The organism is Streptomyces sp. NPDC043854 (assembly GCF_056436005.1).
In genome coordinates, this window is record NZ_JBWKDK010000029.1 from 17,850 (window position 1) to 40,083 (window position 22,234).

General features: G+C 73.8%; 19 protein-coding genes. 7 read left to right on the forward strand and 12 right to left on the reverse strand.

The features are described 5' to 3' along the window. Positions 1 to 207 precede the first annotated feature (207 nt). Complete coding sequence (mycP, locus tag AC068A_RS24465; RefSeq protein ID WP_478588175.1) at positions 208 to 1,461, reverse strand: type VII secretion-associated serine protease mycosin; 1,254 nt, start codon at positions 1,459 to 1,461, stop codon at positions 208 to 210. An 11-nt stretch (positions 1,462 to 1,472) separates the two neighbouring features. Then, the gene (gene eccB / locus AC068A_RS24470; protein WP_478588177.1) at positions 1,473 to 3,056 is read right to left on the reverse strand and encodes a type VII secretion protein EccB; all 1,584 of its coding nucleotides are present in this window, start codon (positions 3,054 to 3,056) and stop codon (positions 1,473 to 1,475) included. A 295-nt stretch (positions 3,057 to 3,351) separates the two neighbouring features. On the opposite strand from eccB, the gene eccE reads away from it, so the two are divergent. The 3 genes from eccE (at position 3,352) to AC068A_RS24485 (ending at position 8,165) form a co-directional block, all read left to right on the forward strand. Then, a complete protein-coding gene (eccE, locus tag AC068A_RS24475) occupies positions 3,352 to 4,629 on the forward strand; it encodes a type VII secretion protein EccE (RefSeq protein ID WP_478588179.1) in 1,278 nt (425 codons plus the stop codon). After that, positions 4,626 to 5,336, forward strand: a complete 711-nt coding sequence (locus tag AC068A_RS24480) for a hypothetical protein (protein WP_478588181.1) — start codon at positions 4,626 to 4,628, stop codon at positions 5,334 to 5,336. The genes eccE and AC068A_RS24480 overlap by 4 nt, the downstream gene beginning before the upstream one ends. Before the next feature lie 249 nt (positions 5,337 to 5,585). Beyond that, entirely contained in the window at positions 5,586 to 8,165 is a 2,580-nt protein-coding gene (locus AC068A_RS24485; protein ID WP_478588183.1) for an SCO5717 family growth-regulating ATPase, read from the forward strand. Between the two features lie 121 nt (positions 8,166 to 8,286). Here AC068A_RS24485 and AC068A_RS24490 read toward each other — a convergent pair whose 3' ends face one another. The 8 genes from AC068A_RS24490 to rimP all read right to left on the reverse strand — a co-directional run bounded on the left by AC068A_RS24490 (position 8,287) and on the right by rimP (position 16,608). Then, positions 8,287 to 9,252, reverse strand: coding sequence for a bifunctional riboflavin kinase/FAD synthetase (locus tag AC068A_RS24490; RefSeq protein WP_478588185.1), 966 nt, complete (start codon positions 9,250 to 9,252; stop codon positions 8,287 to 8,289). Between the two features lie 392 nt (positions 9,253 to 9,644). Beyond that, a complete protein-coding gene (gene truB, locus AC068A_RS24495) occupies positions 9,645 to 10,547 on the reverse strand; it encodes a tRNA pseudouridine(55) synthase TruB (protein ID WP_478588187.1) in 903 nt (300 codons plus the stop codon). Next, complete coding sequence (gene rbfA, locus AC068A_RS24500; protein ID WP_478588189.1) at positions 10,544 to 10,990, reverse strand: 30S ribosome-binding factor RbfA; 447 nt, start codon at positions 10,988 to 10,990, stop codon at positions 10,544 to 10,546. Before rbfA ends, truB begins: the two co-directional genes overlap by 4 nt. A 26-nt stretch (positions 10,991 to 11,016) precedes the next feature. After that, complete coding sequence (locus AC068A_RS24505; protein ID WP_054223643.1) at positions 11,017 to 11,310, reverse strand: DUF503 domain-containing protein; 294 nt, start codon at positions 11,308 to 11,310, stop codon at positions 11,017 to 11,019. A 153-nt stretch (positions 11,311 to 11,463) separates the two neighbouring features. Beyond that, positions 11,464 to 14,526 carry a translation initiation factor IF-2 gene (infB, locus tag AC068A_RS24510; RefSeq protein WP_478588190.1) on the reverse strand — a complete coding sequence of 1,021 codons (3,063 nt, stop codon included), beginning with the start codon at positions 14,524 to 14,526 and terminating at the stop codon, positions 11,464 to 11,466. Between the two features lie 149 nt (positions 14,527 to 14,675). Next, entirely contained in the window at positions 14,676 to 14,963 is a 288-nt protein-coding gene (locus AC068A_RS24515; protein WP_478588192.1) for a YlxR family protein, read from the reverse strand. Between the two features lie 131 nt (positions 14,964 to 15,094). Next, positions 15,095 to 16,093, reverse strand: coding sequence for a transcription termination factor NusA (gene nusA, locus AC068A_RS24520; RefSeq protein ID WP_478588194.1), 999 nt, complete (start codon positions 16,091 to 16,093; stop codon positions 15,095 to 15,097). 2 nt (positions 16,094 to 16,095) lie between these two features. Next, a complete protein-coding gene (rimP, locus tag AC068A_RS24525) occupies positions 16,096 to 16,608 on the reverse strand; it encodes a ribosome maturation factor RimP (RefSeq protein WP_478588196.1) in 513 nt (170 codons plus the stop codon). Between the two features lie 172 nt (positions 16,609 to 16,780). Between rimP and AC068A_RS24530 the strand changes: the two genes are divergently transcribed. Genes AC068A_RS24530 through AC068A_RS24545 form a run of 4 tightly spaced genes read left to right on the forward strand, consistent with a single transcriptional unit; the run spans position 16,781 to position 19,792 of the window. Beyond that, positions 16,781 to 17,320: a hypothetical protein gene (locus tag AC068A_RS24530; protein WP_478588198.1), complete on the forward strand. Its 540-nt coding sequence runs from the start codon at positions 16,781 to 16,783 to the stop codon at positions 17,318 to 17,320. Next, positions 17,317 to 17,757 carry a ferritin-like domain-containing protein gene (locus AC068A_RS24535; RefSeq protein WP_478588200.1) on the forward strand — a complete coding sequence of 147 codons (441 nt, stop codon included), beginning with the start codon at positions 17,317 to 17,319 and terminating at the stop codon, positions 17,755 to 17,757. The genes AC068A_RS24530 and AC068A_RS24535 overlap by 4 nt, the downstream gene beginning before the upstream one ends. Positions 17,758 to 17,800: 43 nt before the next feature. After that, positions 17,801 to 18,703, forward strand: a complete 903-nt coding sequence (locus AC068A_RS24540) for an aminoglycoside phosphotransferase family protein (protein ID WP_478588202.1) — start codon at positions 17,801 to 17,803, stop codon at positions 18,701 to 18,703. Between the two features lie 42 nt (positions 18,704 to 18,745). Next, positions 18,746 to 19,792, forward strand: a complete 1,047-nt coding sequence (locus tag AC068A_RS24545) for a slipin family protein (protein ID WP_478588204.1) — start codon at positions 18,746 to 18,748, stop codon at positions 19,790 to 19,792. 49 nt (positions 19,793 to 19,841) lie between these two features. Here the strand turns inward: AC068A_RS24545 and AC068A_RS24550 are convergent, their stop codons facing one another. Next, a complete protein-coding gene (locus tag AC068A_RS24550; RefSeq protein ID WP_478588206.1) occupies positions 19,842 to 21,554 on the reverse strand; it encodes a proline--tRNA ligase in 1,713 nt (570 codons plus the stop codon). A gap of 43 nt (positions 21,555 to 21,597) precedes the next feature. Beyond that, positions 21,598 to 22,170: a GNAT family N-acetyltransferase gene (locus AC068A_RS24555; protein ID WP_478588208.1), complete on the reverse strand. Its 573-nt coding sequence runs from the start codon at positions 22,168 to 22,170 to the stop codon at positions 21,598 to 21,600. Positions 22,171 to 22,234: the final 64 nt, after the last annotated feature.

Sequence of the window (22,234 nt, forward strand, 5' to 3'; positions counted from 1 at the left end):
CTCCTCACTTCTCAATTCGCCGGCAGAACCGGCGGATTGCGCAGCGGAGCGGACGTCCCGGTTGCGAATGATCCTCGCCCACCGGGGAATTCCCCCTCCGCCTCACGCGATCCCCCGATCACAGTCGTGAAGCCTGGTGTCACTCTAGCCAGTTCATGTCACAGCCCCAACATCAGCGGCCTGCATCTGTCGATGAACTGTGACCGTTCACTGCAAACGGCCGCGGCGTCGGCGCGCGTCCCGTACGACGGTCGCGGTGCCGCCGATGACGGCGATCAGCACGGCGCCGATCCCCAGAGCGTACGTGCCGATCCGCACGTCCCGCTCCTGCGCGGTCTCCGCCAGCCGCAGGGCCGCCGCCTCGGGCGCGGCCGCCGGGGGCGGGCCCGGGTCGGGTACGGGGGCCTTCGGCCGCTCGTGGTCCTGGGTGACCGCGCGCACCGGGTCGACGACACCCCAACCGACGTAGTCGTCACGTCCGTTGACCGAGCGCTCGGCGGTGTTCTGGATCTGCCAGACGACCTCCTGCGGGGACCAGTCGGGGTGCTCGGCGCGCAGCAGGGCGGCGACGCCGGCGACGTACGGCGCCGAGAAGCTGGTGCCGTTGTCGATGCACTGGCCGAAGCCGGGGACGGTGGAGACCATGTCGACGCCCGGCGCGGCGATCCCGACGAAGTCGCCGGGCTGGGAGAACACCGCCCGCTCGTTGTTGCGGTCGGAGGAGGCGACGGCGAGGACGCCGGGGAAGGCCGCCGGGTAGGTCTTTCGCTTCTGGCCGCTCATGCCGTCGTTGCCGGCGGAGGCCACGACCAGGACCTTCGCGTCGACGGCCCGCTGGACCGCCTTGCCGAGCTCGGTGTCGGCGGACAGGGGCGCGTCGGTGTCCTGGGAGATGTTGATGATCTGGGCGCCCTTGGCGACGGCGTGGTCGATGGCCTGGCTGAGGGAGAGGGCGTTGCCCTTGCCCTGACCGTCGTTCTGCCGGATCGGGATGATCACGGATTCCGGGGCGAGGCCCACGAAACCGGTGCCCTCCTGCGGGCGGGCCGCGATGATCCCGGCCACCTTCGTGCCGTGGCCGACGGTGTCGGCCGTTCCGTCGCCACCCTTGGAGTCGATGAAGTCCTTGCCCGAGCCCACGTCGAGGGCGCCGCTGAGCTGCGGGTTCACCCGGTCCACCCCGGTGTCGACGACGGCGACGCGGACCGGCTTGCCATCCTTGTCCTTGCCCTTGGTGCGGGCCCAGAGCGTGTCGAGCAGGAGCCGCTGGAGGGCCCAGGGGCGGTCGGCGATCTGCTTCTTCATGGGGAAGGTGCACTCCCCCGCGCCGGCGGGGCGCAGCACGGGGGCGGAGGCGGCCGGGGCAGCGGCGGCCGTGGCGGTGGCGGTCGTACCGCAGGTTGCGGCCAGGGCGACGGCCGCGGCGAGGAGCGCGCGGCGTGCGTACGGGGAGGGGTTCATCGGCGGCCTCCTCACGAACCCTGGGGCTGGCGGGCCGAGTTGGTGTCCAGGCGCGGCCCCTTGGAGAGGAACTCCGACCACGCGATGGGTACGAGGGCCGGTGTGACGCCGCCGTAGCCGAGCCGGATCTGCGCCTGGCTGGCCTCGGGCCGGGCGTCGCCGCCCTGGGCGCCCTGCTGGTCCGGGGCTCCGATCTTCGACTTCTCGGCGTCGCTGTCCCCGTTGGCCTGGACGGCGTACCGCAGGCCGGTGTCGGTGACGAGGAACAGGGCGCCGCCCGCGGTGGTCTGCTTGCCCTGGACCTGGGTGTAGAGCAGCCCGGAGCCGGGCGTGACGTAGGCGCTGGTGCCGCTGGCGGTCATGTCGACGGGGAAGCCGGTGCCGGCCCAGGTGCTCAGGGTCTGGTTGCCCTGGCCGTCGACCGAGCGCAGCACGTTGCAGACGGTGTCGCGGGGTCCGGCGCCCTGCGCGGAGCCGGTGTCGCCGGACGGGGCCTGGTTGATGCGGGCGGTCTTCTTGGACGGCCACCGGACCTCGCCCTTGAAGGGCGTGGGCTCCGGGTTGAGGGTCTGGAGGTCGACCTCGCGGGGCTTGCCGTGCATGTTGAGGCCGTCGGTGGCGGGCGCCGAGATCAGCAGCCAGGCCACGAAGTCGGAGACCGGGGCGACCTTGCCGGGCAGCACCACGTAGTGCTGGGCGCCCGAGCCGGTCTGGGCCCGCAGCACCATGCCGACCTTGTTGTCGGCGGTGCCGAGGCCCGGCACGTCGGCCTTGCTGCCGGCGGTGGCGGGCAGTTGCGGGAAGGCCAGGTCGTCGCCGGAGTTGAGAGTGGCCAGCCACTGCTCGGTGACCTGTTGCGGGGTGGCGCCGGTGTTGCCGACCAGCGCGTTGGTCATCTTGCCCGCGTCGGGGCCGCCTTCGGGGAACTTGTACTTGGTGCCGGTGCCGTCGACGAGGTAGCGCTCCTTGGCCCCGCCGGTGCTCTGCACGTACAGCATCTGGCTGTCGGTGAGCCGGCGCGCGTCGTCCGTCATGCCCGCCTCGCGGTCGGCGAGGACGAAGGTGGCGGTCTGCACGGTGTTGCCGTTGCCGCCCGGCGCCTGGCAGACGACCCAGCGCTTGGCCTTGCCGGCGTCCTTCGGGGCGGGCAGCCGGTCGGGGGCGTACGGGATGCCGATGATGGGGCCGCGCGGCGGCTTGCCCGCGTCGAGGATCTTGTCCTCGATCTGGAGGACCTTGAACTTCTGCGGGTCCAGGAGGAGTCGGGCAGAGGCGAGGTTCAGCACCGGGTGCAGGCGGGTCTGGTCCTTGCCGTTCACCTTCGTCGTGAGGACCACGTACCGGGTCGTCGACTGCTTGCCGACGAGGACCTTGGTGCCGGCCTCGTCCCAGCCCTTGGGGGCCTGCGGCTTGAACATGCCCCAGGCGCCGAATCCGGCGAGGACGACCGCCCCCGCCACCAGACCGGGCACGACCGCGCGCAGGGGCCGCGGCGCGCCCTCCTCGGAGCCCGTCGCGGACGGCTGGAGAAACGCGGCCACCGTCCGCCGCTTCGCGAAGGTGTACGCGTTGAGTTCATCACGCCGTGATGCCATGACCGTCTGCTTCTCCCCGCACGACCCGGTCGGCGACTGCGGTCCCCGGGCCTCGTTTGTCGGACCGGGCACCTACTATGCCTCTTGATCGAGGGGGCGGACGGGCCGGGTAGGGTGAGGCCGCCGCTCAGCGCCTTCCACAGCCTTCCACACCGGGGTGATCAGGGCCTGTTGGGGTGGAATGGGAAGGTTCCGGGGTCACGCGGTGAGCACCGCGCCGCCCCGGCACCCACAGGGGGTCTGGTCCTGGGGGCACCTCCCAGCGGCAGCTGGGGGAGAAAGGGGAGGTGGGCGAGTGACGGCCACCGCGACGGAGCCGCAGGCGGGCGCTCCCGCACCCGTACGCAGCGGGGTGACGCCGAACCCGAAGTCGGGCCCCGGCCGCTTCGGCCCGCTCCGATTGCAACAGCTGGTCCTGCTCCAAGTGGCCGCGGCCGTGCTGCTGGTGGCCTGGGTGGTGGAACCGCTGCTGCTGGTTCCCGCCGGCGTGGTCGCCGTGGTCCTCGTCGTCCTCGCCGTCGTACGCCGCCACCAGCGCTCCCTGCCCGAGTGGATCGGCGGCGCGCTCGCGCTGCGCGCCCGCAGGCGGCGGGCCGCGGCGTTCACCGTGCCCGCGGGCACGGAGCCGGGGCTGGCACCGCTCGTCGAGGCCGACCCGGCGCTGCGGACCATGACGTTCACCGACCGCGACCGGCGGCCCGTCGGCATGGTCGGCGACGGCACCTTCCTGACCGCCGTAGTCCAGGTCGACACCGACGCCACCGCGCTGCGGCCCGACCGGACGGACCGGCCGCTGCCGCTGGCGCTCGTACGGGACGTCCTCGAAACGGACGGCATCCGGCTGGAGTCCGCGCAACTGGTACAGCACACCCAGCCCGCGCCCGCCCCGCACCTGCCCCCGCAGTCGATGGCCACCCGCAACTACGCGCCGCTCCAGGCACAGACGGGCACCCCGGCCGTGCGGCTGACCTGGATCGCGCTCAAGCTCGACCCCGAGCTGTGCCCGGAGGCGGTGGCCGCGCGGGGCGGCGGGCTCGCGGGCGCCCAGCGCTGTGTGGTGCGCGCGGCCGACCAGTTGACGAGCCGGCTGGCCGGCGCCGGCTTCCGGGCCGCTGTGCTCACCGAGCAGGAGCTGACGGCCGCGCTGGCCACCTCCTCGTGCGCGAACCCGAGGGCGATCACCCAGGCGGGCCGCTCGGGCGGCTCGGGCCGCCGTACGGAGGAGACCTCGCGGACCTGGCGCTGCGACGACCGGCGCCACACCACGTACTGGATCGGCCGCTGGCCGCAGCTGGGCGGCTCGGGGACGGCGTCCCTGCCGCAGTTCGTGGCACTGCTGACCTCGCTGCCGGCGCTCGCGACCACGTTCAGCCTGACGGTGTCCCCGGCCGAGCGCCAGGGCGTCACCCTGACCGGACACGTACGGGTGACGGGGCGCAGCGACGAGGAACTGGTGGCGGCCCGCCGGGAACTGGAGCGGACGGCCCGCGGTGTGCGCACCGGGCTGGTCCGGCTCGACCGCGAACAGGTGCCGGGGCTGCTGGCCTCGCTGCCGCTGGGAGGGACGCGATGAAGAACGCGGTCAGGGGCGGCTTCGGGCTCGTCGGCCCGCGCCGGGAACGGCACACGGTCCCCGCGGTGGACCTGGACGCCCTTGCGCTGCCGGTCGGGGACGACGGGGTCGTCATCGGCGTCGACGCCCACGGGCGGGCGGCGGTGCTCGGCATCAACCGGCCCACCGCGTACGAGGTGACGCTGATCGGCGGCGTGTGGACCGCCCAGGTGCTGGCGCTGCGCGCGGCGGCCACGGGCGCCCGGGTCGCGGTGGAGACCGGCCGCGGGCAGGTGTGGTCCGCGCTGGCCCAGGCGGCGGGCGGCGGGCAGCAGTGCGTGACCCTGCACGAGGTGGGCCGCGTACCGCCGCAGGGTGCGTCGGCGGGCAGCCCCGTGCTGGTGATCCGCGACTGCGGGATGCGGCCGCCGCGCGGGCGCGTGGTGGCCGGGCCCTGGCAGTCGGTGGTGACGCTGCTGCCGTACCTGAGCCCGACGGCGCCCAGGCTGCTGCGGAACTCCTCGCTGGCGGGCATCCAGCGGGTGTCCCCCGACGAGGCGGAGCAGATCGGCCGCCTGATGAACCTGCCGCGGCAGACGGTGGATTCGCTGCCGACGCTGGGGGACGGGGTCACCCTGTGGTGCACGCCCCGGGACCGGCAGTTCGTGATGACCCAGGGCACGGAGGCGGAGACGGGGCTCCTGGGGCCGTGCCGGCGCATCGACTGACCGGGCGGGGGCCCTCCAGGGGGGCCGGGGCGCGGTGACGGTTGCTCAGGGCGGCCGCGGCCGATAGGCAGGAGCGCGGGACGCGGGAGCGCGGTGTCGTACCGGCGCGGCACGCGCCGTGCCCGCGCCGTCCCGGGGCCCGGTGGTCCGGCGGGTGGCCGACACGGGCGACGGCGCGCGATTAGGCTGAGCGTGGGCGCGGCGTCGAGGGCGCCGGACCAGTGTTCGACAGACCAGGAGGACGGACGAGTGAGCGGCGATCGGAACGAGGGGCGCGGCGGGACGTGGGACGTCCCGACGGACGATCAGTCCGACGCGGAGCCCGAGATGACGGGCCAGTTCACCATCGACTACACGCCGCCGGCCTGGTACACGCAGAGCTCGGCACCCGCCGCGCCGGTGCCGGCCCTGCCCGAGGGCAGCGGCTTCGAACCGCACCACCCGTCGGACGTGGCGTCCCCGTCCACGATGCGGATGGCTCCGCCGGCCCCGCGGACCCCGTCCGACACCGGCCCGTCGGCTACGGGCCCGTCCGACCAGGCCCCCGCCGTGACCCCGCCGGCGCCTGCCCCCGGCCTGCCGTCCTACCTCTCCGCGTCGGACATCGAGCCCGCGCCCGCCCCGCCGGCCGACGCGGTACCGGCCGTGCCTGCGCCGGCACCTGCCCCCGCGCTGCCGCCCTCCCTGCCCGCGTCGGAGATCGAGCCCGCCGCGCCGGCTCCCGTGCCTCCGGCCGAGGCTGCACCGGCGCCGGGACTGCCGTCGTACCTGTCCGCAGCGGACCTTGAGCCCGCGGCCCCGCACGGAGCGTCAGCCGACGGGTCAACGGGCGTGCCTGTCCCGGGAGTTGGTCCCGCGCCCGAGCTGCCCTCCTACCTGTCCGCAGCCGACGTCGAGCCCGCGCCGCCGGCCGAGGCGGCACTGGCCGCGCTGCCGGCGCCCGTGCCCGCACCTGCGCTGCCCGCGACCTCCGACACTCCCGTCGACGGTGTTCCCGTACTTCCGCCCGCGGGTCGGTCCGGCTCCGGTGTCGTGCTGGGGAAGGCCTCCGCCGGGGCTCCGCGGCAGGACACCCCGCCTGCGCTGCCCGCGCCCGCTCCGGCCGACGCCGTCCCCGCGGCCCCGGCCCCCGCCGAGCCCGTCAGCCCCGCGCCCGCTGCCCACCCGGCCGTGGAGCCCCCCGTCGCGGGACCCGCCGGCGAACTGCCGCAGCCGCCGCCTGCGTTCGCCGCCCCGGAGGGAGCGCAGGCGGGCTACGCCCTCCCGCAGCCCCAGGCCGCCCAGGCCCAGCCGCAGCCGGTCCCGCCGGCCACGCCGCAGGACGGGTACGGCTTCCCGCCGGTCCCGCCGGCCGGCGCGCCGCCGCAGGCCGGGTACGGATTCCCGCCGGCCGCCCCGGCGCCCGTGCCGCCGCAGCACCAGGCGCCCGTGGACACGGTCGGGTACGCGCTCCCGCCCGCCGCGCCGCAGGACGGCTACGGCTTCCCGCCGGCCGGGCCCGCCCCCGTGCCGCCGCAGCCGCAGGCCGCCCAGGCCCCGGCCCAGGCCCACGAGCCGCAGCCGCAGCCGCAGCCGCAGGCCCAGGCGTACGTGGACCCCCGGACCGGCGCCCCGTGGCCGGCCGCCGCCGCTCAGCCGGGCCCGCAGCCCGGCCCGCAGCCGCACGACCCCCGCTACCAGCCCGGCCCGGCCGCCGGCGGGGCGCCGCTCGGCTACACGGCCGCCGTCGAGCTGTCCTCCGACCGGCTGCTGCGCGGCAAGCAGAAGCCCAAGCCGCAGCGCTCCGGCTTCCGCTTCGGCGGCAAGGCCGCCGAGGCCGACCGCCAGCGCAAGCTGGAGCTCATCCGCACGCCGGTGATGTCCTGCTACCGGATCGCCGTCATCAGCCTCAAGGGCGGCGTCGGCAAGACCACGACGACCACCGCCCTCGGCGCGACCCTCGCGACCGAGCGCCAGGACAAGATCCTCGCCATCGACGCGAACCCGGACGCCGGCACCCTCGGCCGCCGCGTCCGCCGCGAGACGGGTGCCACGATCCGGGACCTGGTCCAGGCGATCCCGTACCTGAACTCGTACATGGACATCCGGCGGTTCACCTCGCAGGCCCCGTCCGGCCTGGAGATCATCGCCAACGACGTGGACCCGGCCGTCTCGACGACCTTCAACGACGAGGACTACCGCCGCGTCATCGACACCCTCGGCCGCCAGTACCCGATCATCCTCACCGACTCGGGCACCGGTCTGCTCTACTCCGCCATGCGCGGCGTCCTGGACCTGGCCGATCAGCTGATCATCATCTCCACCCCCTCGGTGGACGGCGCCAGCAGCGCGAGCACCACGCTCGACTGGCTGTCCGCGCACGGGTACGGAGACCTGGTCTCCCGCTCCCTCACCGTCATCTCGGGGGTCCGGGAGACCAGCAAGATGATCAAGACCGAGGACATCGTCCAGCACTTCGAGACGCGCTGCCGCGGTGTCGTCGTGGTGCCGTTCGACGAGCACCTCGCGGCGGGTGCGGAGGTCGACCTGGACCTGATGCGGCCGAAGACCCGCGAGGCGTACTTCAACCTCGCCGCTCTGGTGGCCGAGGACTTCGTACGGGCGGCCCAGCAGGCCCAGCAGAACCACTGGGGAGCACCGCCGCAGCCCCAGCAGGCCCAGCCCCCGCACGCGCAGCAGCCGTACGCCCAGCCGCAGCCCGGCCAGCCGCAGCCGCAGGCTCCGTACCAGCAGCCCCCGCAGCCGTACGCCGGCGGCCAGCCCTGGCCGCAGCAGCCCCAGCCCGGCCAGCCCGGGCAGCAGCCCCCGCGCGACCCGCGCCTCGGCTGACCTCGCGGACGCCCCCGGACAGACGCCCCCGGACAGGAGGGCAAGAGGAAGGGCCCGCACCGCCCCGGTGGATCCCGGGGGCCGGTGCGGGCCCTTCCTTTCCGTCAGGCCGCGGCGCGGTTCAGTGCTGCGCGTGCTCCGCGTCGTACGTCCGCGTCAGCTCCCGCGCGCGCTTCACATCGTCCGCGATGGCCTCCAGCAGGCCTTCCAGCGACTCGAACTTCGCCATGCCGCGCACATACGCGAGGAAGTCCACGGTGACGTGCAGGCCGTACAGGTCCAGCCCGACCCGGTCGATCGCGTACGCCTCCACCGTCCGCTCGGTGGCGTCGAACTGGAGGTTGGTGCCCACCGAGATCGCCGCGGGCATGCGCTCGCCGTTCGCCGTCAGCCAGCCCGCGTACACGCCGTCGGCGGGGATGGCGGTGTGCTGCGGGGTCTCCACGTTGGCGGTCGGGTAGCCGAGCTCGCGGCCGCGCTGCGCGCCGCGCACGACGACGCCCTCGACGCGGTGCGGGCGGCCGAGGACCTCCGCCGCGCCCGCCATGTCGCCCTCGGCGACCAGCTTGCGGGCGAGGGTCGAGGAGAACGGCACGCCGCCGCCCGCCGTGCCGCGCTCGACCAGGTCGATGACGTCGACCTCGTAGTCGTACGTGCCGCCCAGCTCGCGGAGGAAGTCGACGTTGCCCGCGGCGCGGTGGCCGAAGCGGAAGTTGGGGCCCTCGATCACGGCGCGCGCGTGCAGCTTGTCGACGATCACCTTGACGATGAAGTCGGCCGGGGAGAGCTGTGAGAACTCGGCCGTGAACGGCAGGACCAGCAGGGCGTCGACCCCGAGGCCGGCCATCAGTTCGGCACGCCGGTCGTAGCCGGCCAGGATCGGCGGGTGGCTGCCGGGGCGGACGACCTCGCTGGGGTGCGGGTCGAAGGTGACGACGACGGACGGGACGCCGAGCTCGCGCGCCCGGGCCACGGCGCGCCCGATGATCAGCTGATGGCCCCGGTGCACACCGTCGTACGAGCCGATGGTGACGACGCTGCGCCCCCAGTCCTGGGGGATGTCCTCCAAGCCACGCCAGCGCTGCACTGTGACCGCTCCTCGCCCGAACCGTGTAGGCCCTGTACTCGTTGCCGATTGCACGTCTAAGACTGCCATGCCCGCGTCCGGGGCCCCGCATCGGTATCGGGCTGCGGGGCACTCTGTGTCACCTCGGCCGGAAGGCGCCGGGGAGCCCGGCGGGGGCGCGCGGCGCATCCGGGGGCCCACGGGTGGGCGGCCGAAAGCGTCGCGGCGGAAAAGCGCCCCCTTGTGCTCCTCCAGTCACTCCGCGCGCCTGCTCGGACGGGTGAATACGGGCGCTCGGCTGGATAGAGACCTACCCGAGGGGGAGGTGGTGGGGGGGGGGGGGGGGGGGGGGGGGGGGGAGGGGGGGCCCCCCCCCCCCCCCCCCCACGTCACAGCCGATCAGCTGATCCGTATCAGACGAAGACGGCCAGCGACTTCGCCTTGCCGCCCTTGCTCTCCACGAGCGCGAGCAGCTGCCCCTGCGGCCCGAAGGCCGCCACGGGCCGGCCGGCCTCGTACATGTCCGGCATCTCGATCCGCACGCCGTTGGCGAGCAGGGAGGCCCGCCGGGCATCCAGGTCCCAGCGGGGGAACGCCGCGGCCGCCGCCTCGCCGATCGGCATGACGGTCAGCTCCTCCTGGAGCTGGTCCAGGGTGCGGGCCCGGTCGAGCTTGTACGGGCCCACCCGGGTGCGCCGCAGCGCGGTCAGGTGCCCGCCGACGCCGAGGTCGGCGCCCAGGTCGCGGGCCAGGGCGCGGATGTACGTGCCGCTGGAGCAGACGACGGAGACCACGAGGTCGACGACCTTGGTGCCGTCCTCGGCCTCGGCCTCGCGCATGTCGTAGACCTGGAACGAGGAGATGGTCACCGGGCGGGCCGGGATGTCGAAGTCCTCGCCGTCCCGGGCGCGCTTGTACGAGCGCACGCCCTTGATCTTGATGGCGCTGACCTTGGACGGGACCTGCATGATCTCGCCGGTGAGCTTGGCGATACCCGCGTCGACGGCCTCGCGGTTGATCCCGGAGGCGTCCGCGGAGGAGGTGATCTCGCCTTCCGCGTCGTCGGTCAGGGTGTTCTGGCCGAGGCGGATGGTGCCCAGGTACTCCTTCTCCGTGAGCGCGAGGTGGCCGAGGAGCTTGGTGGCCTTCTCGACGCCCAGGACGAGCACGCCCGTCGCCATCGGGTCGAGGGTGCCCGCGTGGCCGACGCGGCGGGTCCTGGCGATCCCGCGCATCTTGGCGACCACGTCGTGCGAAGTGAAGCCGGACGGCTTGTCGACGACGACAAGGCCGTCCGGCACGTGAACCCTGCTCATTCCGCGGCTGCGTCCTCGTCCTCGCCCGGCTTCTTGTACGGGTCGGCCTCACCGGCGTACGTGGCACCGGAGGACGCCTCGCGCACCGCTGCGTCGGAGAGCCGCGCCTGGTCGAGGAGGTCCTCGATGGTCTTGGCGTTCTCCGGCAGCGCGTCCGGCACGAAGGTCAGGGTGGGCGTGAACTTGGTGCCCGCCACCCGGCCGACCGCGGAGCGCAGCATGCCCTTGGCGCTCTCCAGGCCGGCGGCCGCGCTGGCCCGGTCCTCGTCGTCGCCGTACACCGTGTAGAAGACCGTGGCCTCCCGCAGGTCACCGGTGACCCGGGTGTCCGTGATCGTCACGTGCGTACCGAGGCGCGGGTCCTTGATGCCTCGCTGCAGCTTCTGGGCGACCACCTCCCGGATGAGGTCCGCCAGCTTCTTCGCCCGCGCATTGTCGGCCACTGGTCCGTCTCCTTCTTTCCTTGCATTCAGTCTTCATCACCGTGGAGCCGTCGGCGCACCGACAGCAGCTCCACTTCCGGACGTGCCGCGACCAGCCGCTCGCAGCGGTCCAGTACGTCCGAGAGGTACCCCGTGTCCCCGCTCACCAGGGCGACGCCGATGCGGGCCCTGCGGTGCAGATCCTGGTCGCCCACCTCGGCCGCGCTCACGGAGAACTTGCGTTGGAGCTCGGCGACGATGGGTCGGACGACGGAGCGTTTCTCCTTCAGCGAGTGGACGTCGCCGAGGAGCAGGTCGAAGGACAGAGTCCCCACGTACATGCAGTTCCGGATATCCCGCCGGTCCGGGTTCGGTGGCCTGTCGGCCGACGCGCGACAGGGTCACCAGAACCGTACACGCAACGGCCGGGGCCGATCGACGGAAATATTCCGCCGACCGGCCCCGGTCACGACACGGTACGAACCGCCTCGCGCTTACGCGCGGGGCTTCTCGCGCATCTCGTAGGTCGCGATGACGTCGTCGACCTTGATGTCGTTGTAGTTGCCGAGGTTGATACCGCCCTCGAAGCCCTCGCGGATCTCGGTGACGTCGTCCTTGAAGCGACGCAGACCCGAGATGGTGAGGTTCTCGGCGACGACCTTGCCGTCGCGGATGAGGCGCGCCTTGGTGTTGCGCTTGACCTCGCCCGACCGGACCAGGACACCGGCGATGTTGCCCAGCTTGGACGAGCGGAAGACCTCGCGGATCTCCGCCGTACCCAGCTCGACCTCTTCGAACTCCGGCTTGAGCAGACCCTTCAGGGCCGCCTCGATCTCCTCGATGGCCTGGTAGATCACCGAGTAGTAGCGGACCTCGACGCCCTCGCGCTCGGCCATCTGCGTCGCGCGGCCGGCCGCGCGGACGTTGTAGCCGATGACGATCGCGTCGGAGCCCATCGCCAGGTTGATGTCCGACTCCGTGACCTCACCGACGCCGCGGTGCAGGACCCGGATGTCGACCTCGTCGCTGACGTCGAGCTGGAGCAGCGAGGACTCCAGGGCCTCGACGGCACCGGAGGCGTCACCCTTGATGATGAGGTTGAGCTGCTGGATCTCGCCGGCCTTGAGCACGGAGTCGAGGTCCTCGATGGACACCCGGCGGGTGCGCTTGGCGAAGGCCGCGTTGCGCTCGCGCGCAGCGCGCTTCTCGGCGATCTGGCGGGCCGTGCGGTCCTCGTCGACGACGAGGAAGTTGTCGCCGGCGCCCGGGACGTTGGTGAGACCCAGGACCAGGACGGGGGTCGACGGAGTCGCCTCCTCGACGTTGTTGCCCTTGTCGTCGAGCATCGCGCGGACTCGGCCGTACGCGTCGCCCACGACCATCGTGTCGCCGATGCGCAGCGTTCCGCGCTGGACGAGGACGGTCGAGACGGCACCGCGGCCGCGGTCGAGGTGGGACTCGATCGCAATACCCTGGGCGTCCTGCTCCGGGTTGGCACGCAGGTCGAGGGCGGCGTCCGCGGTCAGGACCACGGCCTCCAGCAGCTTGTCGATGTTCAGACCCTGCTTGGCGGAGATGTCGACGAACATCGTGTCGCCGCCGTACTCCTCGGCCACCAGGCCGTACTCGGTCAGCTGACCGCGCACCTTGGTCGGGTCCGCGCCCTCGACGTCGATCTTGTTGACCGCGACCACGATCGGCACGTCGGCCGCCTTGGCGTGGTTCAGGGCCTCGATCGTCTGCGGCATGACACCGTCGTTGGCCGCCACCACGAGGATCGCGATGTCGGTCGACTTGGCACCGCGGGCACGCATGGCGGTGAACGCCTCGTGACCCGGGGTGTCGATGAAGGTGATCTTGCGGTCCTCGTCGTTGACGTGGGTCGCGACCTGGTAGGCACCGATGTGCTGGGTGATGCCGCCGGCCTCGCCCGCGACCACGTTGGTCTTGCGGATCGCGTCGAGGAGGCGGGTCTTGCCGTGGTCGACGTGACCCATGACGGTCACGACCGGCGGACGCGCCACGAGGAACTCCTCGCCGCCCTCGTCCTCGCCGAACTCGATGTCGAAGGACTCGAGCAGCTCGCGGTCCTCCTCCTCCGGGCTGACGATCTGAACGGTGTAGTTCATCTCGTCCGCGAGGAGCTGGAGGGTCGCGTCGGAGACGGACTGCGTGGCAGTGACCATCTCGCCGAGGTTCATCATGACCGCGACCAGCGACGCCGGGTTGGCGTTGATCTTCTCCGCGAAGTCGGTGAGGGACGCACCGCGCGACAGGCGAACGGTCTCGCCGTTGCCGCGGGGCAGCATCACGCCGCCGACGGACGGGGCCTGCATGGCCTCGTACTCCTGGCGCCGCTGCCGCTTCGACTTGCGGCCGCGACGGGCCGGGCCGCCGGGACGGCCGAAGGCACCCTGCGTACCTCCACGGGCACCGGGGCCGCCGGGACGGCCGCCGAAGCCGCCGGGGCGACCGCCGCCACCGCCGGGACCGCCGCCGAAGCCGCCGCCGCCACCGGGACGCGGGCCGCCGAAGCCGCCGCCGCCCGCCGGGCGGGAGCCCGGACCGGCCGGACGGCCGGCGAAGCCGCCGCCGGGACGACCGGCGCCGCCCGGACGCGGACCGCCGGCACCGGGACGGCCGGGGCCGCCGCCGGGACGCGGGCCGGGACCGCCGGCAGCGGGACGCTGCGGCATCATGCCCGGGTTCGGACGGTTGCCGCCCGGGGCCGGACGCGGGCCGCCCTGCGGACGGGGCATGCCGCCCGGGGTCGGACGCGGGCCGCCGGGGGCCTGCGGACGCGGGGCACCCGGACCGGCCTGCGGACGCGGGGCACCGCCGGGGCCGCCGGCGCCGGGGGCACCGGGGCGCGGGGCGCCGCCCGGACGGGGCGCCTGCGGGCGCGCCATGCCGGTGGAGCCGCCGGAGGTGAACGGGTTGTTGCCCGGACGGGGACCCGCCGGACGGGCGCCCGGACGCGGCGCCGAGCCGCCGGACCGCGGGGCCTGGGCACCCGGGGTCGGGGCACCCGGACGCGGAGCGCCGGGACGCGCGCCCTGACCGGAGGCCGCGGGACGCTGCTGCGTCGGACGCGGGCCGGGGGTCGCGGCCGGGCGCGCCGGAGCGGCCGGCGGCGCGGTGAACTCGGTCGCCACGGGCGCCGCCGGAGCGGGCTTCGGGGCGGCCGGAGCCTTCGGGCCGGGACGCGGGCCGGGTGCGGCCGGGGTCACCGGGGCGGGCGCGGCCGGAGCCTCGGCAGCGGCCGGCTTGGGGGCCGGTGCGCCGGGCTTCGGGGCGGCGGGACGTGCAATGGCACCCGGGGTGGGAACCCCGGGCTTGGCGGGGGCGGCCTTACGCGGCGCACCCGGCTTCGCAGCGGACTTGCCGGCGCTGCCGCCGGGCCCCTGCAGTGCGTCAGTCAACTTGCGCACAACCGGCGCCTCGATCGTCGAGGACGCCGAACGGACAAACTCACCGAGTTCCTGGAGCTTGGCCATGACGACCTTGCTCTCCACACCGAACTCCTTGGCGAGTTCGTATACCCGGACCTTAGCCACTTCGCTCCTTTTAGGTCCGGGTTGCGCCGGACCGTCGCTACTTCATGGGCGTACTCATCGCGTACTCATCGAGTGCTCATCGCAATCTCGACCTACTTCCAACTCGCGAGGTACCTGACCGCACGGGGGTATCCGTGCCGTTGTGCTTCCTACGGTGTCGCCCCGGCCTGTGCGGCCACGGCTCTGCTCAGCCCGGCCGTGTCGAGTGTTCCCGGGGACCGGAGGGCCCGGGGGAACGCTCTGCGGCGGACCGCCTTGTCGAGACAGACCTCGGCAGGGTGCACATAGGCACCCCGGCCGGGCAGCGTACCGCGTGGATCGGGGATGCATTCGTCCCCGATCGCCACGATGCGCAGCAGTTCGCTCTTGGCCGCTCGCTCCCGGCACCCCACACAGGTGCGTTCGGGGCATGCGCGGGCTTGCGTCCGGCCAGACACGGCTAAGTCTACCTCCCCGTACCGACCTCACCCCTTCGGGCGAAAAATCGAACGGACGTTGTCGCGATCTGCTGTCTTGATCTGTTGTCTTGAACCTGTGTACCGGGCGACAGCGCCGCCCGGTACCGGTTTTATTCCCCGCCCTGACCCGAGGGGTGCTCGGTGTCCGGGCGGATGTCGATGCGCCAGCCGGTCAGGCGCGCGGCGAGGCGGGCGTTCTGGCCCTCCTTGCCGATGGCCAGCGACAGCTGGTAGTCGGGCACGGTCACCCGGGCCGAGCGGGAGTCCCAGTCGACGACCTCGACCTTGCTCACCCGGGCGGGCGACAGGGCGTTCGCCACCATCTCCGCCGGGTCGTCCGACCAGTCGACGATGTCGATCTTCTCGCCGTGCAGCTCGGCCATGACGTTGCGCACACGGGCGCCCATCGGGCCGATGCAGGCGCCCTTCGGGTTGAGGCCCGAACGGGTGGACCGTACGGCGATCTTGGTGCGGTGGCCGGCCTCGCGGGCGATCGCCGCGATCTCCACGCTGCCGTCCGCGATCTCCGGGACCTCCAGCGCGAAGAGCTTCTTCACGAGGTTCGGGTGGGTGCGCGACAGGGTCACGGACGGGCCGCGGACGCCCTTCGCCACCCGGACGACGTACGCCTTGAGGCGGAGGCCGTGCGGGTACTCCTCGCCGGGGACCTGCTCCTGCACGGGCAGGATGGCCTCCAGCTTGCCGATGTCGACCAGGACGTTCTTGGGGTCCTTGCCCTGCTGGACGACGCCGGTCATGATGTCGCCCTCGCGGCCGGCGAACTCGCCGAAGGTCAGGTCGTCCTCCGCGTCGCGCAGACGCTGCAGGATCACCTGCTTGGCGGTGGTCGCGGCGATCCGGCCGAAGTCCGACGGCGTGTCGTCGAACTCCTTGGGCTCCTGCCCCTCCTCCAGGTCCCGCGGGTCCTCCGTCGCCCAGACGACGACGTGCCCGTTGGTGCGGTCCAGCACCACGCGCGCCCGGCGGAAGCTGCCCTCGGTGCGGTGGTACGCGATGAGGAGGGCCGACTCGATCGCCTCGACGAGCAGGTCGAAGGAGATCTCCTTCTCCCGGACCAGACCCCGCAGGGCACTCATGTCGATGTCCACGGCTACGCCTCCTCTTCCTTCTTGTCCTTGCGGTTGAACTCGATCTCGACACGCGCCTTGGCGATGTCCGTGAACGCGATGCGGCGGGCGGTCGCCTTGCGGCCCTTCACGCCCGGAACCTCGAGGTCCATGCCCTCGTCGTCGACGCCGAGGATGCGGGCGACCAGTTCCCCGGCGGCCTTCTCGCCTTCGGCGGACAGCTGGAACTTCACGAGGCGGCCGACGGCCCGTACGTAGTGGCGGTGCTCGGTCAGCGGGCGGTCGGCCCCCGGGGAGCTCACCTCGAGGACGTACTCGCCCTCGCCCATCGCGTCGGTCTCGTCGAGCTTGTCGGAGACCTCGCGGCTCAGCTCCGCGCACGCGTCCAGTTCCACGCCCTCGTCGGAGTCCACGATGATGCGCAGCATCCGGCGCTTTCCTGCCCTGGACAGCTCGATGTCCTCGAGATCCAGTCCCTTGGCGGCGACGAGCGGCTCCAGCAATCCGCGCAGCCTGTCGCTCTGGGTGGTGCTCATCCGGGTGACTCCTCGGCCGCGTGTGCTGTTGTGGTGTACGTCGCGTGTCAGGTCAAAGGGTATCCGGTCGCGGAGGGTGTTGCCGTCCGCCGGGCGGACACGGCCCCGGGTACCGTGATCACACCCTGCCCGCACCACCCCCGAGGACGTCGCCGTGCCCTGGACCCTGCCCATGAGGCCTTCGCGAAGGAGCCTGCTCGCCGGTGCCGCCGGCGCGGCCGGCGCGGCCCTGCTCACCGGGTGCTCCGGCGGGTCCGCGGAGCCGGGCGCCGCCGGTGCTTCACTCGAACGGCGTATGCGCGAGTCGGCCGTTCGAGAGAGCGAGCGGCTGCTGGAACGTTACGACGCCACCTCCGCCGCCCATCCGGCCCTGGCCGCGCGGCTGGCCCCGCTGCGCTCGGCGGTCGCCGCACACACCGCGGCGCTGGCCCCCGCTTCCCCCGCCGCCTCGCGCACCCCCGGGGCCGGATCCGCCGGGGGAACCGCCGCCCCGGCGCCGGACGGCACGCCCGCCGCGAGCGCCGGGCCGGTGCCGCCGAAGGCCGAGGACGCGCTCACCGCCCTGGCGGACGCCGAGCGGAGCCTGGCCGAGGCCCGGACCGTCGCCCTGGGCGGGGCGCCCGGGGAGCTGGCCCGGCTGCTCGCCTCGGTCGCCGCCTGCGGCGCCGTACACGCCCACCTGCTGACCTCGACCCCGGGAGCCACGCCGTGAAGCCCTCGCCCTCCCCCGCCAACCGGGCCCTGGAGGCCGCGCAGTCCGCCCTCGCCGCCGAGCACGCGGCCGTCTACGGCTACGGCGTGATCGGCGCCCGGGCCGCGTCCGCCCGCGCGGCCGAGGCCCGCGAGGCGCACGGCACCCACCTCGCGCGCCGGGACGCGCTGGCGCGCGCCGTGCGCGAGCTCGGCGGTGCGCCCCGGGCTGCGGAAGCGGCGTACGCCCTGCCCTACGAGGTCCGCACCCCGACCGACGCCGAGCGGCTGGCCGCCGAGATCGAGGACCGGGTGGCGGGCGCGTACTCCGATCTGGTGCGGGCCGCGGACGGCCGGCTGCGCCGCGAGGCGGCCGACGCGCTGAGCGCTGCGGCCGTGCGCGCGGCACGCTGGCGCGGAGTCGGCGTAGCCTTCCCTGGTCTCACGGAAAAGCGCTGATCAGGCGCACGGGCCCGGTCAAGCTGAAAGGGATCACGCACGCATGGCTTTCGAACCGCCGCAGCGGCTCGTACGGGCGCTCGGCGAGGCGCCGGATTCGGACGGGAACGCGGACTGGCTGGCGCAGTTGCCCCGGCTCACCGAGGCGGCACTGGCCCGGCGTGCGGTACAGGCCCTGCGGGTCCAGGCCCCCGGCGGGCGCAGCAGCCTCGTCGTCCTGGTCCGGTACGCCGACGGCACCCCGGCCGCGCTGAAGCTCGCTCCCCCGCAGGCCCGGCCCGACCTGGAGCTGGCCGCGCTGGCGCACTGGGGCGGTTTCGGGGCCGTCCGGGTCCTCGACACCCGCCAGAGCGCCGAGGACGGGGCGCTGCTGCTGGAGCGGCTCCACCCCGAGGTGTCCCTGCGCTCCCTGCCGGAGGCGAAGGCCCTGCTGGAGGCCTGCGGCACGCTGCGCAGGCTGTGGGTGGGGCCGCCGGCCGGGCACGCCTTCGAGACGGTCGCGGAGCACACCGCGCGGCAGGCAGAGGAGCTCCGCAAGGCCCCGCCGGAGGCCGCGGCGCTGGCGTCAGCGGCGCTGGAGGCCCGCGCGGAGCTGACCGCCGTGCCGGGCGAGGAGCTGCTGCTGCACGGGAACTTCCGGCAGGGCAAGGTGCTGGCGGGCGACCGGGCGCCCTGGCTGACGGTGGGCCCGGACCCGCTGGTCGGCGAGCGGGCGTACGACCTGGCCCGGCTGGTCCGGGACCGGCTGGAGGACCTGGTCGCCTCCTCGGCGGGGGCTGCGGGAGCGCGCCGCCGGGTGAACAAGCTGGCCGACAGCCTGGAGGTGGACCGGGACCGGCTGCGGGGCTGGACGCTCTTCCGGGCGGTGGAGTCGGGCAACCGCGCGCTGGCCGCCGGGCGGCGCCGGGACGCGGAGCTGCTGCTGGAGTTCGCCGCCTGGCTGTAGGGCATACGGTAGATACGAACGTATGCCCGGCAGGAGGCCGTCATGGTCCAGGAACTGCTTGCAGCGGGTGTCGCGGTGGGTCTGGCGATCGTGGTGTACGCGGGTGCCGCCGCACGGGTCGTGAGGCAGTACGAGCGGGGCGTGGTCCTGCGCTTCGGCCGGCTGCGGGAGGGCATCCGGCCCCCGGGGTTCACGATGGTCGTGCCGCTCGTCGACCGGCTGCACAAGGTGAACATGCAGATCGTGACGATGCCGGTGCCCGCGCAGGAGGGCATCACCCGGGACAACGTCACGGTGCGGGTCGATGCGGTCGTGTACTTCAAGGTCGTGGACCCGGCGAGCGCGATCATCGAGGTGGAGGACTACCGCTTCGCGGTCTCGCAGATGGCGCAGACCTCGCTGCGCTCGATCATCGGCAAGTCGGACCTGGACGACCTGCTGTCGAACCGGGAGATGCTGAACCAGGGCCTGGAGCTGATGATCGACAGCCCGGCCGTGGGGTGGGGCGTGCAGATCGACCGGGTCGAGATCAAGGACGTCTCGCTGCCGGAGACGATGAAGCGGTCGATGGCCCGGCAGGCGGAGGCCGACCGCGAGCGCCGGGCCCGGGTGATCAACGCGGATGCGGAGCTCCAGGCGTCGAAGAAGCTGGCCGAGGCGGCGGCGGTGATGTCGGACCAGCCGGCGGCGCTCCAGCTGCGGCTGCTCCAGACGGTGGTGGCGGTGGCCGCGGAGAAGAACTCCACGCTGGTGCTGCCGTTCCCGGTGGAGCTGCTGCGGTTCCTGGAGCGCACGACGCCGACGCCGCCCGACGGCGAGTCCGAGCCCCGACCGGTCGCCAGGGCCCGGCCCCGGCCCCCGGCGACCGAGGCCGACGCAGAATCCGGAGCCGAGGCCGCGTACGACGCCGAAGCCGCGTACGGCGCCGCGGCCGTGCCCCCCGCCCCGGCCCCGCCCGCGGTGGATGCCGGGGCGCCGCCCGCTGTCGCGATCGAGGACGGGACGGAGCCCCTGTTCCCGGCCGACGCCGACCCGGCGGCCGGCCCGGCGGCCAACCCGGCGACCGGCCCGGCGACCGGCCCGGCCTGAGGTCCCGGCGGCTGCCGGGGCACAGCGGGCCCCGGCAGCGCCGGACGGGTCAGCGGGCTGCGCGGAGGCGGTCCAGGGCCTCGTCCAGGGGGAGTTCCTCGCGGGCACCGGTGGCGCGGTGCTGGAGCTCGACCACGGACTCGGCGGACCGTCGGCCCGCCACCAGGATCCACGGCACCCCGATCAGCTCCGCGTCGGTGAGCTTCACGCCCGGAGAGAGGCCCGCCCGGTCGTCCAGCAGGACCCGCAGCCCGGACTCCGCCAGCGCCGAGGCCGCCGACTCCGCGAGCGCCAGCTGCGCGGCCTTGCCCGCCGCCACGACGTGGACGTCCGCGGGGGCCACCTCCGCCGGCCAGGCCAGGCCGCGCTCGTCGGCGGTCTGTTCGGCCAGCGCGGCCACGGCCCGCGAGACGCCGATGCCGTAGCTGCCCATCGTGACCCGCACCGGCTTGCCCTCGCGGCCCAGCACGTCCAGCCCGAAGGCGTCCGCGTACTTGCGGCCGAGCTGGAAGATGTGGCCGACCTCGATGGCGCGGTCGAGCCGCAGCCCGGCGCCGCAGCGCGGGCAGGGGTCGCCGGGCTCCACGACGACCACGTCGAGGTACCGGTCCACCTCGAAGTCGCGGCCGCAGACCACGTTCCGGGCGTGCGTGTCGGGCTTGTTGGCGCCCGTCACCCATGAAGTGCCGGGCGCGACACGGGGGTCGGCGATGTAGGGGACCTTGTCGAGGCCCTGCGGGCCCACGTAGCCGCGCACCAGGTCGGGGCGGTCGACGAAGTCCTCAGCCGTCACCAACTCCACTGCCGCCGGGGCGAGATGCTCGCCCAGCTTGCCGAGGTCGACCTCCCGGTCCCCGGGCACGCCGACGGCCGTGATCTCGCCGTCCACCTTCACCAGGAGGTTCTTCAGCGTGGCCGACGCGGGGACGCCGAGGTGGGCGGCGAGGGTCTCGATCGTCGGGGTGTCGGGGGTGGGGATCTCCTCCAGCGGGGGGTGCCCGGCGCCGGCCGCGGCGGCCGGGTCCGGGACGAACGTGACCGCCTCGGTGTTGGCGGCGTAGTCGCAGGCGGGGCAGTCCACGAAGGTGTCCTCGCCCGCCGCCGCCGGCGCCAGGAACTCCTCCGACGCGGAGCCGCCCATCGCGCCCGAGACCGCCGAGACGATCCGGTGGTCGAGGCCGAGGCGGGTGAAGATCCGCTGGTACGCGGCCCGGTGCAGGGCGTAGGACTCGGCCAGTCCCTCGTCGCCGACGTCGAAGGAGTACGAGTCCTTCATCTGGAACTCGCGGCCGCGCAGCACGCCGGACCTCGGCCGTGCCTCGTCGCGGTACTTGGTCTGGATCTGGTAGAGCATCACCGGCAGGTCCTTGTAGGACGTGCACTGGTCCTTCACGACGAGGGTGAAGATCTCCTCGTGGGTGGGGCCGAGCAGGTACTCCGCGCCCTTGCGGTCCCTGAGCCGGAAGAGCAGGTCTCCGTACTCCGACCAGCGCCCGCTGACCTCGTACGGCTCCTTCGGCAGCAGTGCCGGGAGCAGCACCTCCTGGGCGCCGATCGCGTCCATCTCCTCACGGACGATGCGGGAGACGTTGTCCAGGACCCGCTTGCCGAGCGGCAGCCAGGTCCACACCCCGGCCGAGCTGCGGCGGACGTATCCGGCGCGGACGAGGAGGCGGTGGCTGAGGGTCTCGGCGTCGGCCGGGTCCTCGCGGAGGGTCCTGGCCATGAGGCGGGACATGCGCTGCACGGGTTGCTTTGCCATGACCGGAGGCTACCGGGGGACCGCGGGCGCCCCGAACAGAATTTCAGGGCCTGCGCAGCGGCAGCGGGGCGCCCATGACGGCGTACGGCAGGCGGGCGCTCGGGAAGTGCACCTGGCGGGCGAGGTCGGTGTAGCCGAGGGCGCGGTAGAGCCGGCGGGCCGGGCTCTCGGCGTCGATGGCGGAGAGGATCGAGCGGGGTTCCGCGGCGGGGTCGGTGATCCGGGTGATGAGGGCGCGGCCGACGCCGCGGCCCTGGAAGCCGGGGTGGACGTGCAGCTCGGTGATGACGAAGGAGTCGTCGAGCCAGCCGTCGTTCCCCTCGGCCCGCAGGTACGGCTCGACGATCGAGGACCACCAGTAGGCGCGGTCGTTCGGCATCCCGTAGACGAATCCGGCCAGGGCCCCGTCGTCGGTGAACGCGCCGAGGGCCCGGGCCCCGCGGCAGGTCATGTGGCGCTGGACGATGTAGCGCCGGATGCCGACCTCCTCCTCGCTGAGCCCGAAGGCCACGGCCTGCACGCGCAGGGCCTCGTCGACGCGCGCGGCGAGGTCGAGGGGGCCGATGCTCAGTCCGGCGGGCCGGGCGGGGATGTCGCCCTCGGGAGTAGGCAGCATGCGGTGACCTTACTCGGCGGCCCCGGCCCGCCGGTATGCCCGAGCGGGTGCCAGGGGGGAGTTC